This is a genomic window from Bacteroidota bacterium (assembly GCA_018698135.1).
Classification (GTDB): Bacteria; Bacteroidota; Bacteroidia; order CAILMK01; family JAAYUY01; genus JABINZ01.
Window position 1 is genome coordinate 27,791 of sequence record JABINZ010000251.1, and the last position, 21,508, is coordinate 49,298.

Consider the following 21,508-nt stretch of genomic DNA (forward strand, 5'->3'; position numbering starts at 1 on the left):
ATTCTGCAGTATCAAAACTTTTTGGACAGACGGAAATAGACATGATTCTCGTTGTAGGTGGTATTAATACCTAATTCATAATTCAATGAGAAATACATCTTTTGATAAACTTTCCAGTCTATGCTAAGTTCAACATAGTTTTGAATTAATTTTTGTTCATAACGATTATACAAACCATTCAGGTAGCGATAGTTGAGTGCCAAAAACAGCTTGTCGCTTGCAAGGCTTTTTTGAAGTCGCAATGCATAAATGCCTGCACTCATATATGTGGTTTGCAAATAGGTGGCTGTTAGACTGGCGTTTAAATCCCACAGTGGAAGTTTGTAATAATTAAAAAATGCAATCAGATTATAAGCTGGCTGTGGATCTGTTTTTCGAAAACGATAACCCCCGCTGAAACCCATGGAAAGCTTTTGGCTTGGCCTGTAATACAGCCTTAATCGATAACCTTGGCGCACTTCAGAGTCAATAATGCTGTCGAGTAGGTTTTTGAATGTTTCGTAATACAACACGTTTTTTCGTGCATCATAAGATGCCGACAGGCTTAGTTTTGGTGTAAAACGATATCGCGTTCTAAAATAAAAACTCGTGAGGCTCACCGTGTTTTGTGACTCTCCGTTAAGCATTTTGTACAAGTCTGCTTCTAATGAGCCAAAAACGTATAACTTTTTAAAGTTACTTCTATGTTGCAGATAGGCAAATCTGCGATCGATTTCTTTATTATTCCGTTGCTCAATAAATGCAAAAGTGTTTCGGATTGTATTCTTTGGTTTGTCTATTTTCCAGGCCAGATAAGCACCATATTGCATCATATTGAAATTAAAGCTATAGTCTGAATAATCAGGACGGGATCCGATAAAACCACCGACATTAACAGCTTTAAAATTCTTTTGCATTTGGAGACCATCAATAGCGCCAACATTCGATAATTCAGAATTGATTTTTCGTCCAATTAGCAAATAGCTTTCTTTTGAAAAATCATAGCGTAAGTTTAAATTGTAAATTTTCAAACCATTGTAAATGTTGTCTTTAATTTCGTTCCACTCAGCTGTTTTATGACTGAAATTGATATAGGTTTCGGCTGATAGTTTACTTTTGGAAATATTCATTTTCTTGAGGGCAAGGCTATATCTCATGCGCATAAAACCAGAATTATTCTCACTCGAAAAACTTGAATAGGAAGCTGCACTCACATGACCCAATATTTTGCTTTTGGGCTTTCTTTTTTCATCTGTTGATTGTATGTTTTTTGATTCAATTGCCAGAATAGTGTCTCCTACTACATCAGCAGGGGGTTTGGTCTCTTCTTTTTTGATGGATATTTTTGCATATAACAAATCCGAAATATTCAATTGGCCTGAAAACAGATACTCTCCTACACATGAAATCGAGGATATACTATTAACTTTAAGAACAGCTTTAAAGATTTGATCTTCTTTTTTAAAAAGAGTGTCTCCAACTAAAATTCCATCCGTTGTTTTGAATTTTACATACACATTCTGTGAGCTTATATAGGAAACGCGCCCTTCTATATATTCTATTTTGTTCTGGCCTTTTACGGCTAAAAAAAACAGGAGAAATAAAATGCTTGAAAATATAATTTTCATAATATTCTTTTTCAAACTTAATCGGCAGTTCCTCTGGGGTGACAGTCAAAACAGGCTATGCTGTTATATAGGTAGTCAGGTTCTTCGTCATGCTCTTTATCCATTTCCGATTTATTATGATCATGACAATCAATGCAGGTATAAACCTGATAATTTGATGTATTTGTATGGCAGTCGACACAGCTGTTCCACTCTCCATTATGTTTGCCGCTAAAAATTGGAAAATATTTGTTATCATGATCAAATGTTGCCGGCTTCCATCCGGGATTTGTCGTATGGCATTGTGAGCAATCAGTACTAAAACCCGATCCTGAGTGGTTGGGATTGTTGGTTGCATTAAAATCAGACTCGTGACAACTAAAACAATCGGTTGAAATATTTGAATAATTGCCCGCCACATGACACAAATTACAATCTTGCAAATTGTGCCCCTGAGTTAAAGGAAAGAACACATGATTAAAACCTGAAGAACCCCATTCAAAAGCACCAATTCGATGGCATTCTGAACATTCAGTTGAAAATCCTGCAGTAGTATGGTTCGGTTCAGAAGTTGAATAATAATCCTGTTGATGACAATCCATACATTCAATTCCCAATGGCTCAAAATCCAATAAAGAGGCTGATTTATGACAATCATAACAATCGGCAAGTGCATGGGCTCCCATTAAAGGAAATCGGCTTTGATAGTGTATTTCAGAAATATTGCTAACAATCCATGAAAAAGGACTGTGGCATCTTTCACAATCAGTTCCGAGGCTTGCATTATGCATGTCTGTATGGCAATCCATACAGTCCTCGCCAGCCTCGCCAAAAATCAGGGTTGGATGGCAGAGCTTGCAATCAGTTTCAACATGCTGCCCTTCCAATGGCAATGCTGTTGTGTTGTGGTCAAAGGAATAGATTTCCTTATCCAGCTTCCACCCACCAGGGCTATGACAAACCGTACAACTGATTTTAAAGTTCTCTCCATGAGTTGGTTCTTCGGTTTTGAATCCTAGAATTAAAACAACCATTACCAATACTGATATTAGCGTAATTAATGACAATCTTCGCATCTGTAATCCTTTATTTTATATAATGTATACGTATTCGATCCATTCTGAACATCTTTATGACACTTAGCACAAGATACATTTATGTGTTTCCCGTCTAGCTTAAAGGCCGTATTATCGTGATTAAATTTTCCGGCTTGCCAATTAACAAAGCCATGACAACGGGCACAATCAGTAATATCATTTTTATCAAATTGTTTGTAATGAACATCTGTGTGGCATTGATCACAATTCGTAGACAATGATGAAAATTGTTGATTATAATTTCCTCCACCAGAAGACTTAAAATGACATGCCCTGCAGCTTTGATTTTTATGTGCTCCTAAAAGATCAAATTCTGTTTTCGTATGGTCAAAGGTTACTGCTTTCCACATGTTTTCATTGTGACAAGAGGTGCAGGTCTGTTTAGGATAATATTTTTCACTTATGTAGGTTTTATGAATATTGTCGTGACAGTCCACACAACTTTTTCCAATATTTCTGAAACTCCAGTCTTTCCCTTTTTTATGACATTCTAGACAAGGAGTTGCTATATGCGCACCTTTTAAAGGGAAAATTGATTTGTTATGTTGATCTTGGGTGTAGTAAGTTGTCTGAAAGCCATCCAAACGATGACAGTCTTTACAATCAGGCGATTTTCCATTTTTCACCAACTGTCCTTTATGCTCATCTGCATGGCAATCTTTACAATAATTGTGTCTTAACGGATTGGTATACGCTCCCTTGTGGCATGTTTTGCAATCAACATGCAAATGCTTGCCTTGTAAAGCAAAATTTGTTTTGCTATGATCAAAATCATTCTCCCCTTTAATCATGTGAAAAGACTCTTCTGTGTGGCATTTCTTACAATCCTGACCAAATTTATTATCGTGTTGATCTTTATGGCAATTGGTGCAATTTCCAAACTCCACTCCCGAAAATACTTGAAAATCTTTGCCATTTCGTTTTTCAAGAGCGTGACACTTTACACATTCAACATCAATGTGCTTTCCAATAAGAGTGAACTCGGTTTGATCGTGTTTGAAATTTTTAGCTGATGTAAACTCGTCAAATACATGGCATTCCAAACAATTATCTACTAGTGTTTTTTGATGGAAATCGTCATGGCACACAAGACAGCCCTGACCCAAGCCCATAAATGTTTTCCTCTTCTTTTCTTTTACCTTTTCTTCAATAACAAATTCTTTTTTATGACAGTCGACACATTTGTTCTTTGCATGAGCACCTTCCAGCTTATATCCAGTTAAACTGTGGTCAAATTTCTCTTCATCAAACTTGATGATTTGAAAGTTTTTCCCATGATGGTCGCTATGACATTTAATGCACTTTTCACTGGTAACCTCTTTTGAAGCATGATAACCAGACTTTTGCTCAATGCGTTGGTTAATATCTTTATGGCAGTCAAGACATTTGTTGTTTGAAACCCTTTTCCCCATGGTATGACATTCTGTACAATTTCCCGTTCCTTCCAGATGGGCATGAGCTTCTGCCAGTTCTCCCGGGGATATAGGTGTTGACATTTTACACCCTACAAAAAGGAGCAATAACAAGCTATATAAATGGAAATGTTTCATTAATTTTTTTCGTGCTTTAACAGGGCCTCTCCGAATTTTTTAGTGATCGTTATTCCTGCTTTTTTCAAAAACTCTGTTGGCAATTCACCTCCGGCAAAAATATAGACCAGGTCGTTTTTAATAAGCTTTTCTGAATCGTCTGAAGCAAGTACAATTTCAGATTTTTCAATGCCTTTTAAATTGGTTTTAAATTGAACATCAAGCTTATTGTTCTCAATAGCAGCTTTTATTAGGTCTCTGTTTTTAGGCTTTATCCTGCTAAATGTGTCATTTCTATACGAAAGAGTTACCCTGTTTTGATCTGCCAATAAAAGTGCTGATTCAACAGCAGAATCGCCACCACCAACAACCAATATGTCTTTATCTTTGATATCTTCAGGTTCCAAAAGACGATAAGCTACCTTTTCAGTGTTTTTACCCGGAACATTCAATTTTCGAGGAGTTCCCCTTCGCCCAATTGAAAGTAAAATATTAGCTGTAGTGATCTGTTGACCATCTAATGTTTCTATTTTGAAAAATCCATTCTCTTTTGAAATAGACTCAACTTTGGCATTTTCCCGAATGCTGATTTCGTTTTTCTCTAATACCTGATGCCACAAATTAAGTAATTCTGTCTTGCTTGTTTCAAATAACTTTACTTTCCCAAACAAAGGCAATTCCATAGGAGAGGTCATGACTACTTTTGAGCGGGGAAAGGTAAAGACTGTTCCTCCCAATGTATTTTGATCGATTGTGAGGAAATTTAACTTGAGTTTTTTTGCCGTTAATGAGGCAGAAATACCAGCAGGTCCTGCTCCAACAATTACAAGATCATAGTCGGCATTGGGATCTTTCTTAATTGCTTTTGAAATATTTTCAACGGCTTGTTTTCCTTGCTCAACTGCATTTTTAATAAGCCCCATACCTCCCAGCTCTCCGGCAATATAAATTCCTTTGACATTTGTTTCAAATGTTTGGTTAACATGAGGTAAATCCACACCTCTTTTTTCAGTGCCAATGCAAAGCGTAATTGCTTCTGTTGGGCAAGCATGGAAACAGGCACCGTGACCAATACATAAGGACGCATTTACAACTGTTGCTTTTCCATTTACAATACCTAAAATATCCTTTTCCGGACAGGCGGCAATGCAAGCTCCTGTTCGAATACAACTGTTTGGATCAACAACCGGGTGTAAAGAAACAGGCTCAAATAAACCTTCTTCTTTCGCAATCTTAATTTTCTCCTCTACTTTTCTTGAATCCTTTTTTTGCTTCCTTAAATAAAAAACAACAAGAACAACACAAAAAACAGCAATAAAAGAATATATAAGCAGGTTTTCTAAAAGTATTTCCATCTTATTAAAATATCCACCTGTATCCAAAAGTTAACGTAACAGCAACATGTACGATCATAATTGCTAGCATTACCAGTGCAAAAGGAAGGTGCGCCACATGCCAATACTTAAAAAGGTTCTTCATGGTGTCGAGGCGCTCAATTCTTCTATGTAACGACAGTTCTGTTTTGACCAATTTAATTATCTTTTTCCTTTCAGTTGCCGGCATTTTACTTTTTCGTATCACCCGCCTAACTTCGGCTCTTGCTTTCCTGTCTGAACGATTTTGACTGAAGTAGCGAACAAATATGTTTTTGCGATATATTTCAACTTTCTTTTGCGTTGAATTGGCGATTATGCGACTACTTTCTTCATTTAAAAACTGAGAAGCTGACAGTATACTGCTTGTTTGGTTTTTCATTTCAGATACTTCGTGCAGGCTCATTTCTCGACCTTCAATTGTTCTTGGTATTTGAATGTATATAAATCGCCCAATTATTCCGCTTAAAAACACAGCCACCATGCTCCAAAAACTAATCGAAACAATGCCTCCAAACTTGAAAGAGGTGTGAAACAAAACCATAATAGGGCCTAATGTGCAAAGGAAAATATGGAATTCAAGCCAATGCTTTAATAAGCCAAGACGAGATAATTTCCGCCATCTTTTACGCAACATATAAATACTAACACCAATTATCATTGCAACTGAGCCAAAAATACCCAATCCATGTCCAATGATTCCACTTGGCTTTAAACTTTCATAGTCGGAATGAAAAAACCTTTCAGAAATAGTTGTTTGATAATAGCTCATTCCAATATAGACCAAATAGATCAAGGTCAAAAAAACAATGGCAGAAAGTACTGCAATATAAAAATAATGCGCTTTTTGATTCATAGTTGTTTTTACACTTAGAAAAGATTTGTGCAATTTAGACATTTAACAAAGATATCTGTCGAACATATTAAGAATTCCACATATGATATTAATCATATCTTGCATAAGTTACAGAAGTTGATGATTATAAAGTAATCTCTGGTCTTTTCTGCTGTGATAAGAAGCAGTTGGAATAGCCTAATAGATATAAACTAGGCTATTAAGAGAAACACAACAGATACGATAATAAGAAATGATGCAATTCGATGTGTCCATCTGAAAAAAGGAATCCAAGGTTTTTCGAAACTTAGAAAGACTCCAGAAATCAACGCAAACAATATAGATGCGACTAACACCAAAGGTATTTCGTTTTCATTTAGCTGAAAAGCTGTCTCGTTAAAATACCTGAAAAACATAATAGATCCCCAAACAATTGCTCCGAGGGAAATTATTTTGTGTGCTCCAAATAGTATGGCATGAGGTGGGCGTCCTTTTTTGCTAAGCCAAATGCCACTAGAAATGGCTAATAAGAATGTTATTCCTAAAAAAATGACAGCTGTTTTTATCATGTTAATTCTTTTCTATTGATATCTCCCCGATATGTTAAACAGGAAGAATTAGCTCCTCAAAATTATTACGAGGAGAGTTTACCAATGAAGATACTTCATAGGTATTCATATCGTCCTTGTTATAAGGTTTCAGAATGTCTACTAATTCTTCTGATTTCTGACTATTATCCAGCCATATTTTTTCCTGATCTCTGTTCAAAATTACTGGCATTCGGTTGTGTATTGGAGCCATCAACTCGTTAGGTGCACAGGTAATAATACTAAACGAGTGAATTGTTTGTCCTTCGGTATCTTTCCACTGATCCCACAAGCCGGCCATGGAGAATAATTCATTGTTTTTCAGGCGAATGCAGGTTGGTATTTTGCCTTTTTCGGTTTTCTGCCATTCATAAAAACCATCAGAAATTACCAGACATCGCTTGCTTTTTAGCAGATTGCGAAAAGCCGGTTTTTCCAAAAGTGTTTCAGATCTTGCATTTATCATTTTGTTGCCAATTGACTGATCTTTAGCCCAAAACGGAACAAGACCCCATCGAAAAAAACGAATTCTTTCTGGCTCTGAATTGCTAATTACGGGTAGTTGTTGACTAGGGGCAGCATTATAAACTGGCTTGTACTTGTCCTCCTCTATTTCCACATGAAACCGTTCAGTGATTTCATCAATTTTTTTTGTTATGATAAAACGCCCACACATAATAATTCTATTGATGATTTCATAATCTAAAAGATAATAGCAAGTTAGCAAATATTATTTTATTGCTCAAGTCGCAGGAGGCTGCTATTGCATTAAGAAAGATTATTTCAGCTTATATCCATACCAATAACCTGTATTGTAATTACCATCTTTCGCAATAAATACGTAATTATTTGCAAATGACAACGAGTAGCTAAAATCACCATCCGTATATTTATAACGCCCCATTTCGCTCCCTTGCAGGTTATACTTAAATATTGTTTTCTGTTCAGAGTCCAGTGTATAAAAACATTTATTTCCAACAGCTATAGAAACTGCCCCAGTATTGGCCTCGCGTCCACATTGAATATTGCTAATGGAACTGACCAGCTCTCCACTTTGAACCTCATAAACAAATACAAAACCGCTCGAGTTGCAATAAAAATACTTCCCATTGCGGCTAATTCCAAGGCTAGTGTTTTCGTCCTCATAAAGTTGTTCGTGCAGTAGAATGAGGTTGCCTTTTTTCAAATTGTTTATTTGATATATATTTCTGTTGAATGTGCATACATAAAAGCACTTTTTAGAATTATCATACAATAGGCTCCTCATGTCTAAACCAAGGGCAAAACTTTCAATAATATGGCCTTTTTTGTCGATTTTGTTAACGACACCCTCATCAGCAATTCCTCCATGTGCAGTATAATAGTATTTCCCATCAAAACAAATATGGGCATTGTGGGTTTTGGTTTGCTCTTCAAATATTTTTTTGGGCTGTAGCTCTTGTGCCTGAACGATAAGATTGCTGACTATTATTAAGAAAATAATTACAAATATTCGAGCCCTCATTTTTTGTGTTTAACAAATTTCAAAAGGAAACCACTCAAACATATCGTAATGCTTGCTATCCATTCCGATGGCCTGATAAACCTTGATGGCGCTTGTGTTTCGCTTATCAACATAGAGCCGAAGGCCTTTTATTTCTGAAGACTTTGTCACCTTTTCTTTTAAGAATTCAAACATCCGCTTAAACACTTTTTGTCCTCTGTTTTCCTTTCGAATATAAACAGATTGTATCCACCAGACTGTGCCGTTTCGCCAATCACTCCACTCGTAGGTAATTAATAACGAACCAACAACAACCCCATTGTCTTCGGCAATAAAATACTGTCCATGATTGGGTGTGTTAAAAGCATTTTTTACGCCTTCTTTTACAATTTCTTCATTTAGCTCCAGACCTTCAGTTTCTCTGGCCATGTAAATCTGAAACAACACAATGGTGTCAATATCTTTCTTATTGGCTGTTCGTATGACAAAACTCATATACCCTCTTTTTGCAAATCTAATAAGTTTTCAATTACTCACATCCAGTTGATTATTATTCTATCATATACATGTTTAAGTAACTAAATTTGAGCTTTAAAACATTCAGCTTATGCGCTATTTAAGACTCGTTAGTATCCTTTTTATCGTTTCAATCCTTTTAACTTCTTGTGTAACAAAGAAAAAATATTTGTATTTGGAGGGCAAATATTATGATGCTTATGATGATAATAAAAGGTTAGAAAAGGAATTGGTGGGCAAAACAGCGCAAAACGAAGCTGATACCAAACTTATCCGTGAATATAAAAACGAGATACAGGAGTTGAAAGCAGACACAAGTCAGCAAGGAAAATCGTTACGAAGCCTTAAGGACCGCTACAAGCAATTAAACAGTACTTATTTGTTGCTTGAAAAAACAAGCAAAAGGGCTCTGGAGGGCACAACTGCAGAAATATTCAATGTTCAGAAACAATTGCTTGAAACCCAGAGAATATTGGAAGAAAAAGAACAGCGACTGAATGAAACTGCTTTGGTATTGGCTGAAAGGGAGAAAAGCTTACAAGAACTACAGTCCATTCTTGACAAACAAAAACAAATGGTTGAGGCGCTCAAGAAAAAAGTTTCAGCGGCTTTATTGGGTTTTGAAAACAATGGTCTTACAATAGAAATCAAAAATGGCAAGGTGTATATTAGCCTGGAAGAAAAGCTATTGTTTGCTACTGGAAGCTCTAAGGTTGACAGTAAAGGCGAAGAGGCTTTAAAGAAGCTTGCCGAAATGCTCCAAACCAATACCGAGATCAATGTGTTAATTGAAGGCCATACCGATGATGTTCCTTATGTGTCAAATAGTGGTTCCATTAAAGATAATTGGGACTTGAGTGTTTTGCGTGCCACATCCATCATTCGGATATTGTTGAAACATGGAGAAATTGATCCTGTGAGACTGACACCTGCTGGAAGAGGTGAGTTTCTGCCAATAGCCACTGAAGATACCAAAGAGGCTCGGGCTAAAAACAGGCGAATTGAAATTATCCTGACTCCCAAGCTTGATGAGCTGTTCCAAATAATTGAGAGCAATTAGTTTATCCTCACATATCTAACTGCAGAGTATCCTTTCAAAAACAAGGCGTCCACCTCATCATTTTCATTTACCTCAAACTGAAGACTGATTGCTTTAGTACTTAATAAAAAATTAGTACCACTATAGGGGTGGCACACATGAGCTTCCTCTCCATTAAGGTAAAGCACCATTTTTCCATTTTTCTTAATTACGCTAATAAATTCTTCTCCATTTGCAGAATATTCGCCAACACATTTGCTTATATCGATACACGGAATGTGTGTGTTGCCTGGAACTAGTTTTTCATTTAACATAATGTGCCAGACAATTGATGCCAGATTTTCTTTGGTTTCTGAAACAATTACAACCGACTTTTTTGAATTTGGCTCAAAAGCCATAAATATGTTCATTTTTTCTGCCTGTGCAAACCTATAATAATAATTGCTGCTATCTGACTGATATACAAGCCATCCCGCGCTAATTAGCCCATTTTTAAAACGTGTTTCCTTGCGATATTTTCTTAATGCTATCACATGAGGCTGCAAATCGATACTCTTCAGCCCTGTTTGAATCTTCATGAGTTGGATTAAATCGTTTGGTGTCGAAACAAAGCTTCCCTTTTTGAAATTGTCTCCTTCACTTTGAATTTTTCCTCCATTGACAACAAATGTATTTGTCAGCGAAACCTTCCGAAATAAATTGTCGTTGAAATAAAGTTCACATGGTAGGCCATATTTTTTCAATAACAATTTTGACAAATAATACAGATCATTTGATCCTTGGTTATAAACCATACCCGGAACAAAATCAATTGATCGTTTTGTGAAACTCAAATTTTCTTCCTCATAACTATTGCAATAGTCATCCTGTTGAGAATTCTCTTCCGACAGGCCAGAGGATTGCACGGCCAAATGAAAAAGCTTGGCCTTTTTAAACTGTTTATCCTTCGCTCTTTGATTTTTATCAAGCAATTCATTAATGTATAAATCTGGCTGTATCCCCAAATCCATCATGTCGGCCATTTGAAGAGAAACCCAAACGGGAAGAAGTTCGCTCACATCAATTTTTGTTTCTCGATTAAGGAAGTGGTTTTCAGAATTTGCCATCAGGCATTCTTCATTATCGCCATCTTGAACAGCAATAAACATAGAGGCATATTGCCCCGACTCAATACCTTGTAAAACATGGCTGCGAAGTTGAGGCGAGATGGTGGTCGTTTGTGCCGAAGCGACATGGCTTATTAACGCAATCACCCAAAAAGTTAATACATGTTTAGAAAGCCTTTTTTTCACTTTATATTTTTAATGAATATTGCAATCCATAATTTATTGGTTCACGAATATCCCCCGGGCGTATCATATACTCACGATTCAGCATGTTTTTTATAACAAATAAAAGCTTGTGAATCTTTTTGAATTCATAGGCCACATAAAAATCGAAAACAAAATCTCCTTTGTTGTGATTTTCTCTATAGTTTTTTATCCCAGGCAGAATAACGCCCACACCTATTCCATTAGGATATGTTGGGTTTGGTGGTGTTCGGATAGAGTCTTCGAAGGCTTTGTCAATATTAATCATATAGCTATGGTAATCAACATCCAATCCCGAGGCAAAGCCTTTGTATTCCAGGCTTATAGATGCTTTAAGACTATGGTAGAATCGATATTTCAAGATATTCTTCGTACTGGAGTATCCGGCCATGTTTTCTTCAAAGTTCAGATCAATCGGATTGGTATAGGTATAGCCAAAACCCATGTCAAGTGGTATTTTTCCGATTTTTCCTTTTCCATTAATCGCAATATCCACCCCATATATTCGTGCATTTGTTATGTTAAATGCCTTAAAACCAGTGTAGTCAACAAAATCCCATAAGGTTGGATTAACAAGTCCCTCGGGGTAATGTTGGCCAAAATTGAACTCAATCATGCTTTTATACTCCGATGCGAATATGGCCAGATCAAGAAAACCAGTCCATTTTTTAATCCGAAACGCCTGAAGCGCTCCAATTTCAGAAGACCAGCCCGTTTCGGCATGCAGATTTTCATTAGGAAATATTTTTAAGCTCCCAACCTGTGTGACTGTATATTTCTCTGCCACTGTGGGGTAGCGAAAGCCCTGCCCAAAAGATGCTCGAAGAAAAGTGTGTTTGGCTACATGATAATTCAATCCAGCCCGAAATACAGGCTTCGATTCAGCTTCATCGTCATTAATCTGATACCAATCCCATCTTCCCCCAAAAGAAATGGTTAGGCTGTCAAATTTTTTGTCTACTTGCGCATAGGCGCTAAAGTTATTTCCAAAATGTGATGTGTCTCCAAAAATCTCTGACTCAGCTTGCATGTGATAGGCAGACACGCCACTTGTAATCACCAAACTTTTATTCGCATAATACTGAAACTTATAATCAGCAAAATAAAGCTTGTCCAGATTGTTTTGCCCGCTATTGTTTGTATTCTGAATGCGATAAAAGCGCGTTTTTAAACTCTGTTTAACTTTTTTGTTGTTAAAATAACTTAAGTAGGGATCGATATTAAATCGATTGAGCTGATAATTCTGATTAAAAGTGGGGGAAGCCATATACACTCCTGTATCTCCGTCTCTCCATAGCAAAAAGAGATTGCCCTTTTCCCTCATATAAGAGGTTTTAACGCCTACTTTGAGTCCCTTTATTTTTTTGAAAGAATATTGAGAACCAAAAGTAAATCTGACATTTTTTTCATTATCATTTTGCCGATAGCCATCATTGGTTAGCGCATAAGCGCCAAATATCATATCCAGATTTCCAATTTTTCTGGAATGAAACAATTGAATATTATTTTTAAATTTTAAGGTATCGCCCCACCATTGAATTTCTTTCCTTTTGGGGCTTCCAAACAAAGTAGATGAAACTTGTAGCTTTGTTAATGCCTTTTGTTTAGGGAATGCTGTTCGAATGTTAATTACACCGTTTAGGGCTGAAGACCCGAATAATGCAGAAGAAGCCCCTTTAATAATTTCTATTTGTTCAATACTTTCAAGTGGCATATAGTCCCATACAACTTCGCCCGATGCTCCTGTAAGCATAGGCAGGTCGTCAACCAGCAACATTACCCTGCTTCCTGCGCCATAGCTGTAGCCACTTCCTCCTCGAATGCTCAGCTGCTTGTCAACCACCATTACTCCCGGAACCTTTTGAATAACACTCTCCAATGAACTCGCATTGTTATTTTGTATGGCCTTTGGCTTTACAACAACCATCGAAACAGTCACATCGGTATGTTTTTGCTCATATTTGCCCGCACTTACAACCACTTCGTCCAACAAGGTGCTTTGAATTTGCAGCTCCACTTCAATTCTTAGCTTTTGATTATCAATTACATGAAAGGTTTTTTCCGCTTTTTCATAACCAATAATGCTAAAATGCAAGACGTGTGAACCAGCCGGAAGTTGTAGAAAAAAATGACCCTCGCTATTTGAAGCCACTCCATGATCTGCCGTAGTATATATATTTACTCCTGTTAATGTTTCATGTGTGTGTTGATCTCTAACCGTTCCTTCAACTCCAGATTCCTGGCTAAAAACAAAAGTGTTTGACACGATTAGGATAAGAATCAATATAAATCTGGCAATGTGTGTCATTTGAACATATAAAATTAACACAATGTTTGAAATATTATTCTTATTTTCGAATAAATGATTGTTGCCTAAAACTAATAGAATGATGAATCTTAAATACGCCTTATCAATTTTTGCACTCCTGTTGCTGAACATCCAATTGTCTGCACAATGTGTTCCCGATTCCAATGAAAGATTTCCCGGTATTTTTCCAGATACTACACAAAACTTAGACACAGCCTTTGTGGGTTCATATTATGAAATGGTGATGACTGCTATTGTTCCAAAAGACACTTTATTTTTTGGAAATAGAATTCCTATCGATTCTATTGGCATTGCCAAATTTGAAGGACTTCCTGCGGGCTTTACCGTTACAGCCAACACTTCGTCCTCTTATTGGAAGGGAGGAGATTCTGGCTGTATTGTTATTCAGGGTACTCCAAGCTCGACCGACAAAGGGGTTTACCCGCTAAGCATACAAGTAATTGCAGTTGTTGCAGGAACACCTGCCCCATATATGGTTCCTGGTTATAAGCTGATTATCGAAGGCGGAAGTGGCTTTTTTGAAAGAGATAATTCCAACCAAGTTGTTGCATATCCCAATCCTTTTACGGATGAGACCAAAATACGGTTCAGCAGTATTTATTCTGAAAAAATGTGTTTTCGGGTTTTTGATGTAAACGGTGGCGAACTTTATTCAACAGATGTTAAAACACTTATAGGTATGAATGAAGTTATTTTTCAAAACAACAATTTTCCTGAAGGATTATATTTTTACACATTAAGAAGTGATAACTACTCGATGGCGAATAAATTCTTGTTAAAGTATTAATTTACAAGCGGGTGTATTAATTAATAGGTATTAATGCTTTAAGAGTTCTTTTGCATTTGCCAATCCTTATGATAAATGCACCTACTTTTGTGGGCTAAATAATTTCACCAATGGATATACTTGCACCTGCAGGATCGTATGAATCACTAAGAGCCGCCATACAAGCTGGTGCCAATTCTGTGTACTTTGGAATTGATAAGCTGAATATGCGTTCGCGTTCAAGCATGAATTTTACGCTAGCCGACCTTGCAGAAATTTCCATAATTTGTCGAGACAATGGGGTTAAGTCATACATAACATTAAATACCGTAATGTATGAAGAAGATCTTGCTGTTATGCGCGAAATTGTCGATGCTGCTATTTCGCATCACATAGATGCAATTATTGCATCTGATCAAGCGGTGATTAATTATGTTCATGGAAAAAACATTGCCCTTCACCTTTCTACACAAATTAATATTTCAAACATTGAATCTGTAAAGTTTTATGCGAATTTTGCCGAGGTCGTTGTGCTTGCGAGAGAATTAAGTCTTGATCAAATAAAAACAATCAGCTCAGAAATATCATCACAAAATATTTGCGGGCCATCGGGTAAGCACATTCGTGTAGAGGTTTTTGGTCATGGCGCTTTATGCATGGCTGTTTCTGGAAAATGCTTTCTAAGCGAACACATGCATCATGCTTCGGCCAATCGGGGTGCATGCTATCAGGTATGCCGAAGAGAATTTCAGGTGAAAGACGACAAGGGCGAAGAGCTCAAGCTTGAAAATAATTACATCTTGTCGCCAAAAGATTTGTGTACCATTGGGTTTTTAGATCAGATTGTTGAGGCTGGTGTTTCTGTTCTCAAAATAGAAGGGCGGGGTCGTTCGCCCGAGTATGTTAAAACTGTTGTTTCTGCCTATCGACAAGCCGAAGAAGCGATAGCTTCAGGATCATATACAAAGGAGCTGGCAGAAGAGTTAACGATAAGATTGGGTCAGGTTTTTAATCGCGGCTTCTGGGAAGGACATTACTTGGGAGACAAAATGTCGAATTGGAATACAAATATCCATGGATCAAAAGCAACACACAGAAAGGAATATGCAGGCAAAGGAGTTAAGTACTTTAAAAAAATAAAAGTAGCCGAGTTTCTTTTAGAGAGTGGCGTCTTAAGTGTCGGGGAAACGATTATTATCACCGGACCAACCACAGGGGTTATCGAGTTTGTTGTTCAGGATTTGTGGTTTGACGACAAAAGTGTTTCACGTGTAACAAAAGGTGATCGCTTTTCCATAAAAATGGAACAAACAATTCGGGCTTCTGATAAATTATATCGCTTGTTAAAAGCCGATCGCTAATTTTCGGGCAAGTAAAACTTAAGATCCAGAATTTCCCAGTTTGCCTTCAACTCCACTTTTTGATTTAAATAATAAACGCCTTCCGGTTGGATGCGGTCTTCAATATTTCCACTGTCCCAATGTCCATTATTGTTTGCATCAAGAATAAAACGAAAGCTATAGTTGCCCGGAACTAGGTTTTTAAAACCAACCTCTTTTTCGCCATCTCCCAATATCGTTTCTCTTCTAACCGTTTTCTTTCTGGAATTAAGAAGCTCTACAATCAGGCTTTTATCTTTCCGCAATTCTGATGGCATCAGCTTGATGGCAATTGCCCCAAGATCTGTTTCGCCCCTTATCATGAAATTAATTAGAATTGAATCGTTATTCCTACCCGATGTTCCACGAAAACTGTTTTTATTGATATAAATACGATAGTTCTTTCCTGGACCAAAATTCTCGGAAATATTAATAAGTAGCGGATTGTCTTCATTTCTTTTGAAAGAAAAACGCTTGCTTACTACATTGCTGTCCTCATAAATAATAATTCTACTCGTATCAATAAAAATGATGGGCTCGCTGCTTCTTATATAAATTTTGCTGCTTAAACCATAATAGTCGTTTCTTTTGAAGACATCAATGCTGGGCTTGCTGCTCTCTTTGAGGTTTTTGTATCGAACTGTAATGGTGTCGTATTTTGCATAACCCACCTTAACCCTGAATTGGTTGGTATCTGGATTTTCTCTGTTTGTCCAGGCATAAATGGTGTCTTTTTCACTATTACTTGCAAAAAACAGGCTATCCCCCTCTTGAGGATTGAGCAAAGAAATTTCCCCATCTTTATAGGTTTTGTTAAAATAAAACACTGACTTTCCGGGCTTTACTCCTTCCGATCCAATCAGCTTAAGCTTGCCTGCACTATTAGTAAATAACTGTAGCTGAAAGCCTTGAGTGTCACTTTGAAGAATAATGTCTTGTCCCCAAAAAGCAATCCGCTCTCCTGGGTCGTAATAATAGTTTCTGTTCAGGTCTTCAATACCAAAAAGCTGATACTTACCCGCCCGCATGTTCTGAAACCTAAACTCACCAGCCTTGTTTGAGCGGGCAAAATACCTTGGTTTTTCTTTAAAAATCCCACTATCATTTTCTGACTGATAAATTAATATCTTAATATCTTCAACTGCCTCTTTTGAATAAGAATCAAAAATGTGACCCGTAAGACCCAAGGAGTCGATTTCTCCTCCTGTTGAAAAAACATACTGATAATCCTTTAAAACATTTCCCTCAGTGATATCTGCTATAGCATTTCCGAATTGAATTGTATAAGTGGTGCTGTCGGCAAGTTCCTCTTTTAATTTAATTAACACTGTTTTTCCTTTCAGGTTTACATCAGGTGTTTCATCTAAAGGAGGGCTTATGATAAGCTCCTGAGCAGCGCTTTTAAGCATTACATACTCATTCATTCGAACTGCTATTTCCTTTTCTGTAAACCAAATACTACCATTGGGAGGTGTTTCTTCCAAAACGATTGGTGGACTTTTGTCAACAGGTCCTCCTCCCGGATTGCTTTGAATTGCGCATGATCCAAGTAGGAAAAGAAATAAAACGTATAGAAAGTGGCTTTTTATCATATCTAATTATCTACCCAAATGTACCAGTAAAATAGAAACATCCGCAGGAGAAACACCACTTATTCGAGTTGCTTGACCGATTGAGCCTGGGCGAATCTTCTTTAGTTTTTCACGCGCCTCATTCGACAACGATGCAATCCCCTCATAATCAACCCTTTCGGGGATATTAATATTTTCAAGTCGAGCAACTTTCTCTACAAACTCTCTTTCCTTCTCTATATACGTTTTGTACTTCATTTGTATTTCAGATTGCGCTATCTCCTCATTATCATACACTTCTAAAAACTCATCAAGCTTGGGAATTGATTCTTTCATTGCTTGAATGTCAATCTCAGGGCGCAACAAAACTGATAACAATTTTGCCCTCTGCTTAAGTGGGCTTCCGTTCCTATTAATTATTGCACTGTTAAGCTCTTCCAAAGACGCTCCTTGCTCTGTAAAAAATGCTTTTATACTATCGACACTTTTTTCCTTTTTCAAAACCCTTTCGAGGCTATCATTACTTGCGAGCCCTATCTGATTTGATCTTTTCGTTAGCCTTATGTCTGCATTATCCTGACGTAGTAGGATTCTGAATTCCGCCCTAGAGGTAAATAGCCTGTATGGCTCTTCTGTTCCTTTGGTAACCAGGTCATCAATCAATACGCCAATATATGCTTCCGACCGGCCTAAAACAAAAGGGCCCTCATCCTTTATTTTTAAAGCGGCATTTATTCCAGCCATCAAGCCTTGTGCGGCAGCTTCTTCATATCCTGTTGTCCCGTTTATTTGCCCCGTGAAGTACAAATTCTCAATTATTTTCGACTCCAGCGTGTTTTTCAGCTGAGTGGGGGCGAAATAGTCATATTCAATGGCATAACCTGGCCTGAATATTTTCGCATTTTCAAAACCCTCAACCAGCCTAAGTGCTTTCAACTGTATATGGTCTGGAAGGGAGGATGAAAAGCCATTAATATAGTATTCAATGGTATCCCAGCCTTCGGGCTCCACAAACAATTGGTGTCTGTTTCTGTCGGTAAATCGATTAATTTTATCTTCAATTGATGGACAGTAGCGCGGTCCGACCCCTTTTATCCTGTCTGTAAACATAGGGGATTCGCCAAATCCACTTCTGAGGGCATCGTGTGATTCTTCGTTTGTATAGGCTATAAAGCAGCTTCTTTGCTTTGTCAGTGGTGAGGTGCTGTTTGAATATGAAAATTTACCCGGATTTTCGTCACCACCCTGTTCTTCCAGTTTTGAAAAGTCAATAGATCTTCCATCAACACGAACAGGGGTTCCTGTTTTCATTCGTCCCATTTCAAAACCAAAGTCATGAATTTTCTCAGAAAGACCAATAGATGCAAACTCTCCTATTCGGCCACCACTTTGCTGGTTGCTTCCAATGTGAATTTTTCCATTCAAAAACGTACCATTGGAAAGTACAACTGCTTTGGAAAATATTTCCAAACCCATTTGCGTTTTTACACCAATTACCCTATCCCCCTTAACAATTACATCAACAACCATGTCTTGCCAAAAATCCAAATTTGGAAGGCTTTCCAGAATCTTTCTCCATTCGATTGTAAACAATGTTCTATCGTTTTGTGTTCTTGGGCTCCACATTGCTGGCCCTTTTGAGCGGTTAAGCATTCTGAACTGAATTGCAGACTTGTCAGCTACAATCCCTGAATACCCTCCAAGGGCATCTATTTCTCTAACCACTTGGCCTTTTGCCACTCCGCCCATTGCCGGATTGCAGGACATTTGTGCAATATTCTGCATATTAAGGGTAATCAAAAGCGTTTTTGCCCCAAGGTTTGCTGCGGCTGCTGCTGCTTCTGCGCCAGCGTGTCCTCCCCCTACTACTATTATGTCGTAATTATCTAGCATTTCTATGTTCCACGTGAAACCATCATTCCTAGAAACTTGTTCTCTAAATGGGTCATGTTTGTTTTTTCTTGACTTGTATAATCATTTTCACCGCAAAGATGTAATACACCATGAATAATCACGCGATTTAACTCGTTTGCCTCATCAACTCCAATGTTTCGCGCGTTTTCCTTTATACGATCGGTACTGATATAAAGATCGCCTTCAATAATATCCAGATTCTCAGAATAGTTAAAAGAAATCGTGTCGGTTAGGTCATCTTTGTGTAAATATTTTGTATTTATATTTAACAACTCTTCATCATCTAATAAATTGATATTTATATACTTATAGCTTTTATTATATTTTTTAACTATCATATTAATTACAGCCAATAAGTTGTCCTGCAACTTTTCATTTTGCTTGCCTATTAGCCTGATCATTTATCTTAAAAGTTGAATTGTTGAGGTAAACTTTTCATGTTCTCCATTCTTTCCCATCAATATTGCATGATAATAATAGGTTCCAACCGGAGCAATGTTGCCATTAATAGTACCGTCCCAGCCATTCTCAATTCCTTTGCTGTAAAAAATTTCTTCACCCCACCGACTGTAAATGGTCATTTCAGATTCGGCTAAATTAATAAGCATGCCTTTTGGTGCAAATATTTCATTTGCCAAATAGCCCGAACTGGGGGTAAATGTATTTGGCCAAAAAGCAAGCAAGGCGCCTGTTAAACAGACAATATTTGACTTGCTTGTTTCCTTGAAACCATACATGTTGCCGTCATTTTCATGATCCTCAATATAAAAGCATTTTTCATAACCTTTCATTTCCTGAACCCTTAATCCGCTGGCAAAATTACTAACAACTTTACCCAACTCTGCTTCCACACTCCACTCCTCATCAACCTCCACATATAATAATTGCTTTTCCAGGCCTGCATTCCAGCCTGTATATCTATTCCAGCTTAATATGCTTCCGTCATCGTTATCGTCTTTTAAGAGTACTATATTTTTCGCAGTATTTGACTTGGCAACCTCAGTTCCGCATAGGTCGATTACAGCTACCTGATAGTTATAAACAGTTTTGTTTACATCAACATTATCATCTACATAACTTTCTGTATTTGAATTATATGCAATCGTTTTATACAAACTGGCAGCCCTGCTAAACTCTCCTTTGTAAATTTTGAATTCCATGATATCGTTAGAGGCTTCGGTAGTCCAATCAATGACAATCTTATCATCCACAACATTTACATTGCTTAGGTAAACATAGGATGGGCTCTCTACAAAATTGGTTTTCAAATTTCTCGCATTAGAGCTTGCCGTTAAACTTTTATTAATGTTTCTGGCTCTTATGATAATGGAATAATTGGTTTCGTTTTCTAATCCTGTTAAAACAAAGTTTAATGCATTTCCTGGAAGGCTGCTAACTACTTTATAGGTTCCTCCTTCTTTGCTTAGCAATATCTCGTATCTTCGAAACGCTTCTCCCCATGCTGAATAATGGCTCCAACTCAGGCTAATCTCCCGTTTACAGCTATCCTGATTTGCATCCAAAAAAACGGATTTATGCCCAAACGAAATGGAAGAAAAATTATCACAACTATCTATCGCTACAATTCGATACTGCTCTGTTTTGCTTTTTGAATCTCCAGTTAAGGAGTCAATAAAAAAAGTGCTGTCGCGACTATTTAAATAACCAATTTGTATATTCTGATCATTTCCATCTACATAATAAACAATATAGCCCTTGGTGTCGGTCGATCCGCTTTTTGTCCATCCAATAGTAGCGAATCCGTTTACTACGCTGAGGCTATCAATCTGAATTATTTTAGGAGACTCTTTATCAACCCCTACTATTTTAGATGTCTCTTTCTTTTCTCCTCCACAATTATATTTATACTCTATATAGTAGTCCCACTCATTTGAAGTCGCTCCTGCATTAACTTCTACATGTTGAGTTATATTATAGTCGGCAATTTCTTTCAATAATAAAAAAGCGCTGCTGCTGTTTTCTCTACCATATATTCTATAGTGTATAAAAGCATCGCATGGAGGAAGGGGTTTGCTCCATATAATAGTAATGTCATTGTTTTTGTCTAAACAAACTCTTTCAATGTAAATAGCCTTTGCTAATTTGATATTCGAAATCAGCATTACTACAACAATAAAATATTTAATTTTGCCTAAACTCATATAACTCAATTACAACAATATAACTATAATTT

Annotated in this window: 19 protein-coding genes; 4 read left to right on the forward strand and 15 right to left on the reverse strand. The window is 37.1% G+C overall.

The window, feature by feature from the left end:
• Nucleotides 1-11 precede the first annotated feature (11 nt).
• The 9 genes from HOG71_15615 to HOG71_15655 all read right to left on the reverse strand — a co-directional run bounded on the left by HOG71_15615 (nucleotide 12) and on the right by HOG71_15655 (nucleotide 8,985).
• Complete coding sequence (locus HOG71_15615) at nucleotides 12-1,607, reverse strand: hypothetical protein (GenBank protein MBT5992275.1); 1,596 nt, start codon at nucleotides 1,605-1,607, stop codon at nucleotides 12-14.
• Between the two features lie 17 nt (nucleotides 1,608-1,624).
• Nucleotides 1,625-2,662, reverse strand: a complete 1,038-nt coding sequence (locus HOG71_15620) for a hypothetical protein (GenBank protein MBT5992276.1) — start codon at nucleotides 2,660-2,662, stop codon at nucleotides 1,625-1,627.
• Nucleotides 2,644-4,233: a cytochrome C gene (locus HOG71_15625; protein MBT5992277.1), complete on the reverse strand. Its 1,590-nt coding sequence runs from the start codon at nucleotides 4,231-4,233 to the stop codon at nucleotides 2,644-2,646. Before HOG71_15625 ends, HOG71_15620 begins: the two co-directional genes overlap by 19 nt.
• The gene (locus tag HOG71_15630; protein MBT5992278.1) at nucleotides 4,233-5,567 is read right to left on the reverse strand and encodes an NAD(P)-binding domain-containing protein; all 1,335 of its coding nucleotides are present in this window, start codon (nucleotides 5,565-5,567) and stop codon (nucleotides 4,233-4,235) included. The genes HOG71_15625 and HOG71_15630 overlap by 1 nt, the downstream gene beginning before the upstream one ends.
• Before the next feature lie 4 nt (nucleotides 5,568-5,571).
• Nucleotides 5,572-6,441, reverse strand: a complete 870-nt coding sequence (locus tag HOG71_15635; protein MBT5992279.1) for a hypothetical protein — start codon at nucleotides 6,439-6,441, stop codon at nucleotides 5,572-5,574.
• A 191-nt stretch (nucleotides 6,442-6,632) separates the two neighbouring features.
• Entirely contained in the window at nucleotides 6,633-6,989 is a 357-nt protein-coding gene (locus HOG71_15640) for a hypothetical protein (GenBank protein MBT5992280.1), read from the reverse strand.
• Nucleotides 6,990-7,023: 34 nt separating this feature from the next.
• Nucleotides 7,024-7,683, reverse strand: coding sequence for an SOS response-associated peptidase (locus HOG71_15645; GenBank protein MBT5992281.1), 660 nt, complete (start codon nucleotides 7,681-7,683; stop codon nucleotides 7,024-7,026).
• Between the two features lie 102 nt (nucleotides 7,684-7,785).
• On the reverse strand, nucleotides 7,786-8,511 hold the full coding sequence (locus HOG71_15650; protein ID MBT5992282.1) for a hypothetical protein: 726 nt from the start codon (nucleotides 8,509-8,511) through the stop codon (nucleotides 7,786-7,788).
• 9 nt (nucleotides 8,512-8,520) lie between these two features.
• Nucleotides 8,521-8,985, reverse strand: a complete 465-nt coding sequence (locus tag HOG71_15655; protein MBT5992283.1) for a GNAT family N-acetyltransferase — start codon at nucleotides 8,983-8,985, stop codon at nucleotides 8,521-8,523.
• Between the two features lie 112 nt (nucleotides 8,986-9,097).
• On the opposite strand from HOG71_15655, the gene HOG71_15660 reads away from it, so the two are divergent.
• On the forward strand, nucleotides 9,098-10,066 hold the full coding sequence (locus HOG71_15660) for an OmpA family protein (protein ID MBT5992284.1): 969 nt from the start codon (nucleotides 9,098-9,100) through the stop codon (nucleotides 10,064-10,066).
• On the opposite strand, the gene HOG71_15665 is transcribed toward HOG71_15660, so the two are convergent.
• Together HOG71_15665 and HOG71_15670 are read right to left on the reverse strand one after the other, a co-directional pair.
• A complete protein-coding gene (locus tag HOG71_15665; protein MBT5992285.1) occupies nucleotides 10,063-11,337 on the reverse strand; it encodes a hypothetical protein in 1,275 nt (424 codons plus the stop codon). The two genes, HOG71_15660 and HOG71_15665, sit on opposite strands and share 4 nt — an antisense overlap.
• 1 nt (nucleotide 11,338) lies before the next feature.
• Nucleotides 11,339-13,876 carry a TonB-dependent receptor gene (locus HOG71_15670; protein MBT5992286.1) on the reverse strand — a complete coding sequence of 846 codons (2,538 nt, stop codon included), beginning with the start codon at nucleotides 13,874-13,876 and terminating at the stop codon, nucleotides 11,339-11,341.
• Between the two features lie 326 nt (nucleotides 13,877-14,202).
• Here HOG71_15670 and HOG71_15675 point away from each other — a divergent pair, with 326 nt between their 5' ends.
• The 3 genes from HOG71_15675 to HOG71_15685 all read left to right on the forward strand — a co-directional run bounded on the left by HOG71_15675 (nucleotide 14,203) and on the right by HOG71_15685 (nucleotide 15,811).
• Nucleotides 14,203-14,319, forward strand: coding sequence for a hypothetical protein (locus HOG71_15675; protein MBT5992287.1), 117 nt, complete (start codon nucleotides 14,203-14,205; stop codon nucleotides 14,317-14,319).
• Nucleotides 14,295-14,471, forward strand: a complete 177-nt coding sequence (locus HOG71_15680) for a hypothetical protein (GenBank protein ID MBT5992288.1) — start codon at nucleotides 14,295-14,297, stop codon at nucleotides 14,469-14,471. The genes HOG71_15675 and HOG71_15680 overlap by 25 nt, the downstream gene beginning before the upstream one ends.
• Nucleotides 14,472-14,581: 110 nt before the next feature.
• On the forward strand, nucleotides 14,582-15,811 hold the full coding sequence (locus tag HOG71_15685) for a U32 family peptidase (protein MBT5992289.1): 1,230 nt from the start codon (nucleotides 14,582-14,584) through the stop codon (nucleotides 15,809-15,811).
• On the opposite strand, the gene HOG71_15690 is transcribed toward HOG71_15685, so the two are convergent.
• The 4 genes from HOG71_15690 to HOG71_15705 are packed head-to-tail and all read right to left on the reverse strand — an operon-like array spanning nucleotide 15,808 to nucleotide 21,476.
• Nucleotides 15,808-17,421 carry an Ig-like domain-containing protein gene (locus tag HOG71_15690; GenBank protein ID MBT5992290.1) on the reverse strand — a complete coding sequence of 538 codons (1,614 nt, stop codon included), beginning with the start codon at nucleotides 17,419-17,421 and terminating at the stop codon, nucleotides 15,808-15,810. The genes HOG71_15685 and HOG71_15690 overlap by 4 nt on opposite strands.
• Nucleotides 17,422-17,427: 6 nt before the next feature.
• Nucleotides 17,428-19,293 (reverse strand): tRNA uridine-5-carboxymethylaminomethyl(34) synthesis enzyme MnmG, encoded by a 1,866-nt coding sequence (mnmG, locus tag HOG71_15695; GenBank protein MBT5992291.1) that lies wholly within the window; start codon nucleotides 19,291-19,293, stop codon nucleotides 17,428-17,430.
• A 2-nt stretch (nucleotides 19,294-19,295) separates the two neighbouring features.
• On the reverse strand, nucleotides 19,296-19,715 hold the full coding sequence (gene ybeY, locus HOG71_15700; GenBank protein MBT5992292.1) for an rRNA maturation RNase YbeY: 420 nt from the start codon (nucleotides 19,713-19,715) through the stop codon (nucleotides 19,296-19,298).
• Nucleotides 19,716-21,476 (reverse strand): T9SS type B sorting domain-containing protein, encoded by a 1,761-nt coding sequence (locus HOG71_15705; GenBank protein ID MBT5992293.1) that lies wholly within the window; start codon nucleotides 21,474-21,476, stop codon nucleotides 19,716-19,718.
• Nucleotides 21,477-21,508: the final 32 nt, after the last annotated feature.

What these genes read in the sequence shown, in the direction of transcription:
- HOG71_15615 (MBT5992275.1), bottom strand. Translation starts at nt 1,607, where the DNA reads ATGAAAATTATATTTTCAAGCATTTTATTTCTCCTGTTTTTTTTAGCC.
- HOG71_15620 (MBT5992276.1), bottom strand. Translation starts at nt 2,662, where the DNA reads ATGCGAAGATTGTCATTAATTACGCTAATATCAGTATTGGTAATGGTT.
- HOG71_15625 (MBT5992277.1), bottom strand. Translation starts at nt 4,233, where the DNA reads ATGAAACATTTCCATTTATATAGCTTGTTATTGCTCCTTTTTGTAGGG.
- HOG71_15630 (MBT5992278.1), bottom strand. Translation starts at nt 5,567, where the DNA reads ATGGAAATACTTTTAGAAAACCTGCTTATATATTCTTTTATTGCTGTT.
- HOG71_15635 (MBT5992279.1), bottom strand. Translation starts at nt 6,441, where the DNA reads ATGAATCAAAAAGCGCATTATTTTTATATTGCAGTACTTTCTGCCATT.
- HOG71_15640 (MBT5992280.1), bottom strand. Translation starts at nt 6,989, where the DNA reads ATGATAAAAACAGCTGTCATTTTTTTAGGAATAACATTCTTATTAGCC.
- HOG71_15645 (MBT5992281.1), bottom strand. Translation starts at nt 7,683, where the DNA reads ATGTGTGGGCGTTTTATCATAACAAAAAAAATTGATGAAATCACTGAA.
- HOG71_15650 (MBT5992282.1), bottom strand. Translation starts at nt 8,511, where the DNA reads ATGAGGGCTCGAATATTTGTAATTATTTTCTTAATAATAGTCAGCAAT.
- HOG71_15655 (MBT5992283.1), bottom strand. Translation starts at nt 8,985, where the DNA reads ATGAGTTTTGTCATACGAACAGCCAATAAGAAAGATATTGACACCATT.
- HOG71_15660 (MBT5992284.1), top strand. Translation starts at nt 9,098, where the DNA reads ATGCGCTATTTAAGACTCGTTAGTATCCTTTTTATCGTTTCAATCCTT.
- HOG71_15680 (MBT5992288.1), top strand. Translation starts at nt 14,295, where the DNA reads ATGTGTTTTCGGGTTTTTGATGTAAACGGTGGCGAACTTTATTCAACA.
- HOG71_15685 (MBT5992289.1), top strand. Translation starts at nt 14,582, where the DNA reads ATGGATATACTTGCACCTGCAGGATCGTATGAATCACTAAGAGCCGCC.
- HOG71_15690 (MBT5992290.1), bottom strand. Translation starts at nt 17,421, where the DNA reads ATGATAAAAAGCCACTTTCTATACGTTTTATTTCTTTTCCTACTTGGA.
- mnmG (MBT5992291.1), bottom strand. Translation starts at nt 19,293, where the DNA reads ATGCTAGATAATTACGACATAATAGTAGTAGGGGGAGGACACGCTGGC.
- ybeY (MBT5992292.1), bottom strand. Translation starts at nt 19,715, where the DNA reads ATGATCAGGCTAATAGGCAAGCAAAATGAAAAGTTGCAGGACAACTTA.
- HOG71_15705 (MBT5992293.1), bottom strand. Translation starts at nt 21,476, where the DNA reads ATGAGTTTAGGCAAAATTAAATATTTTATTGTTGTAGTAATGCTGATT.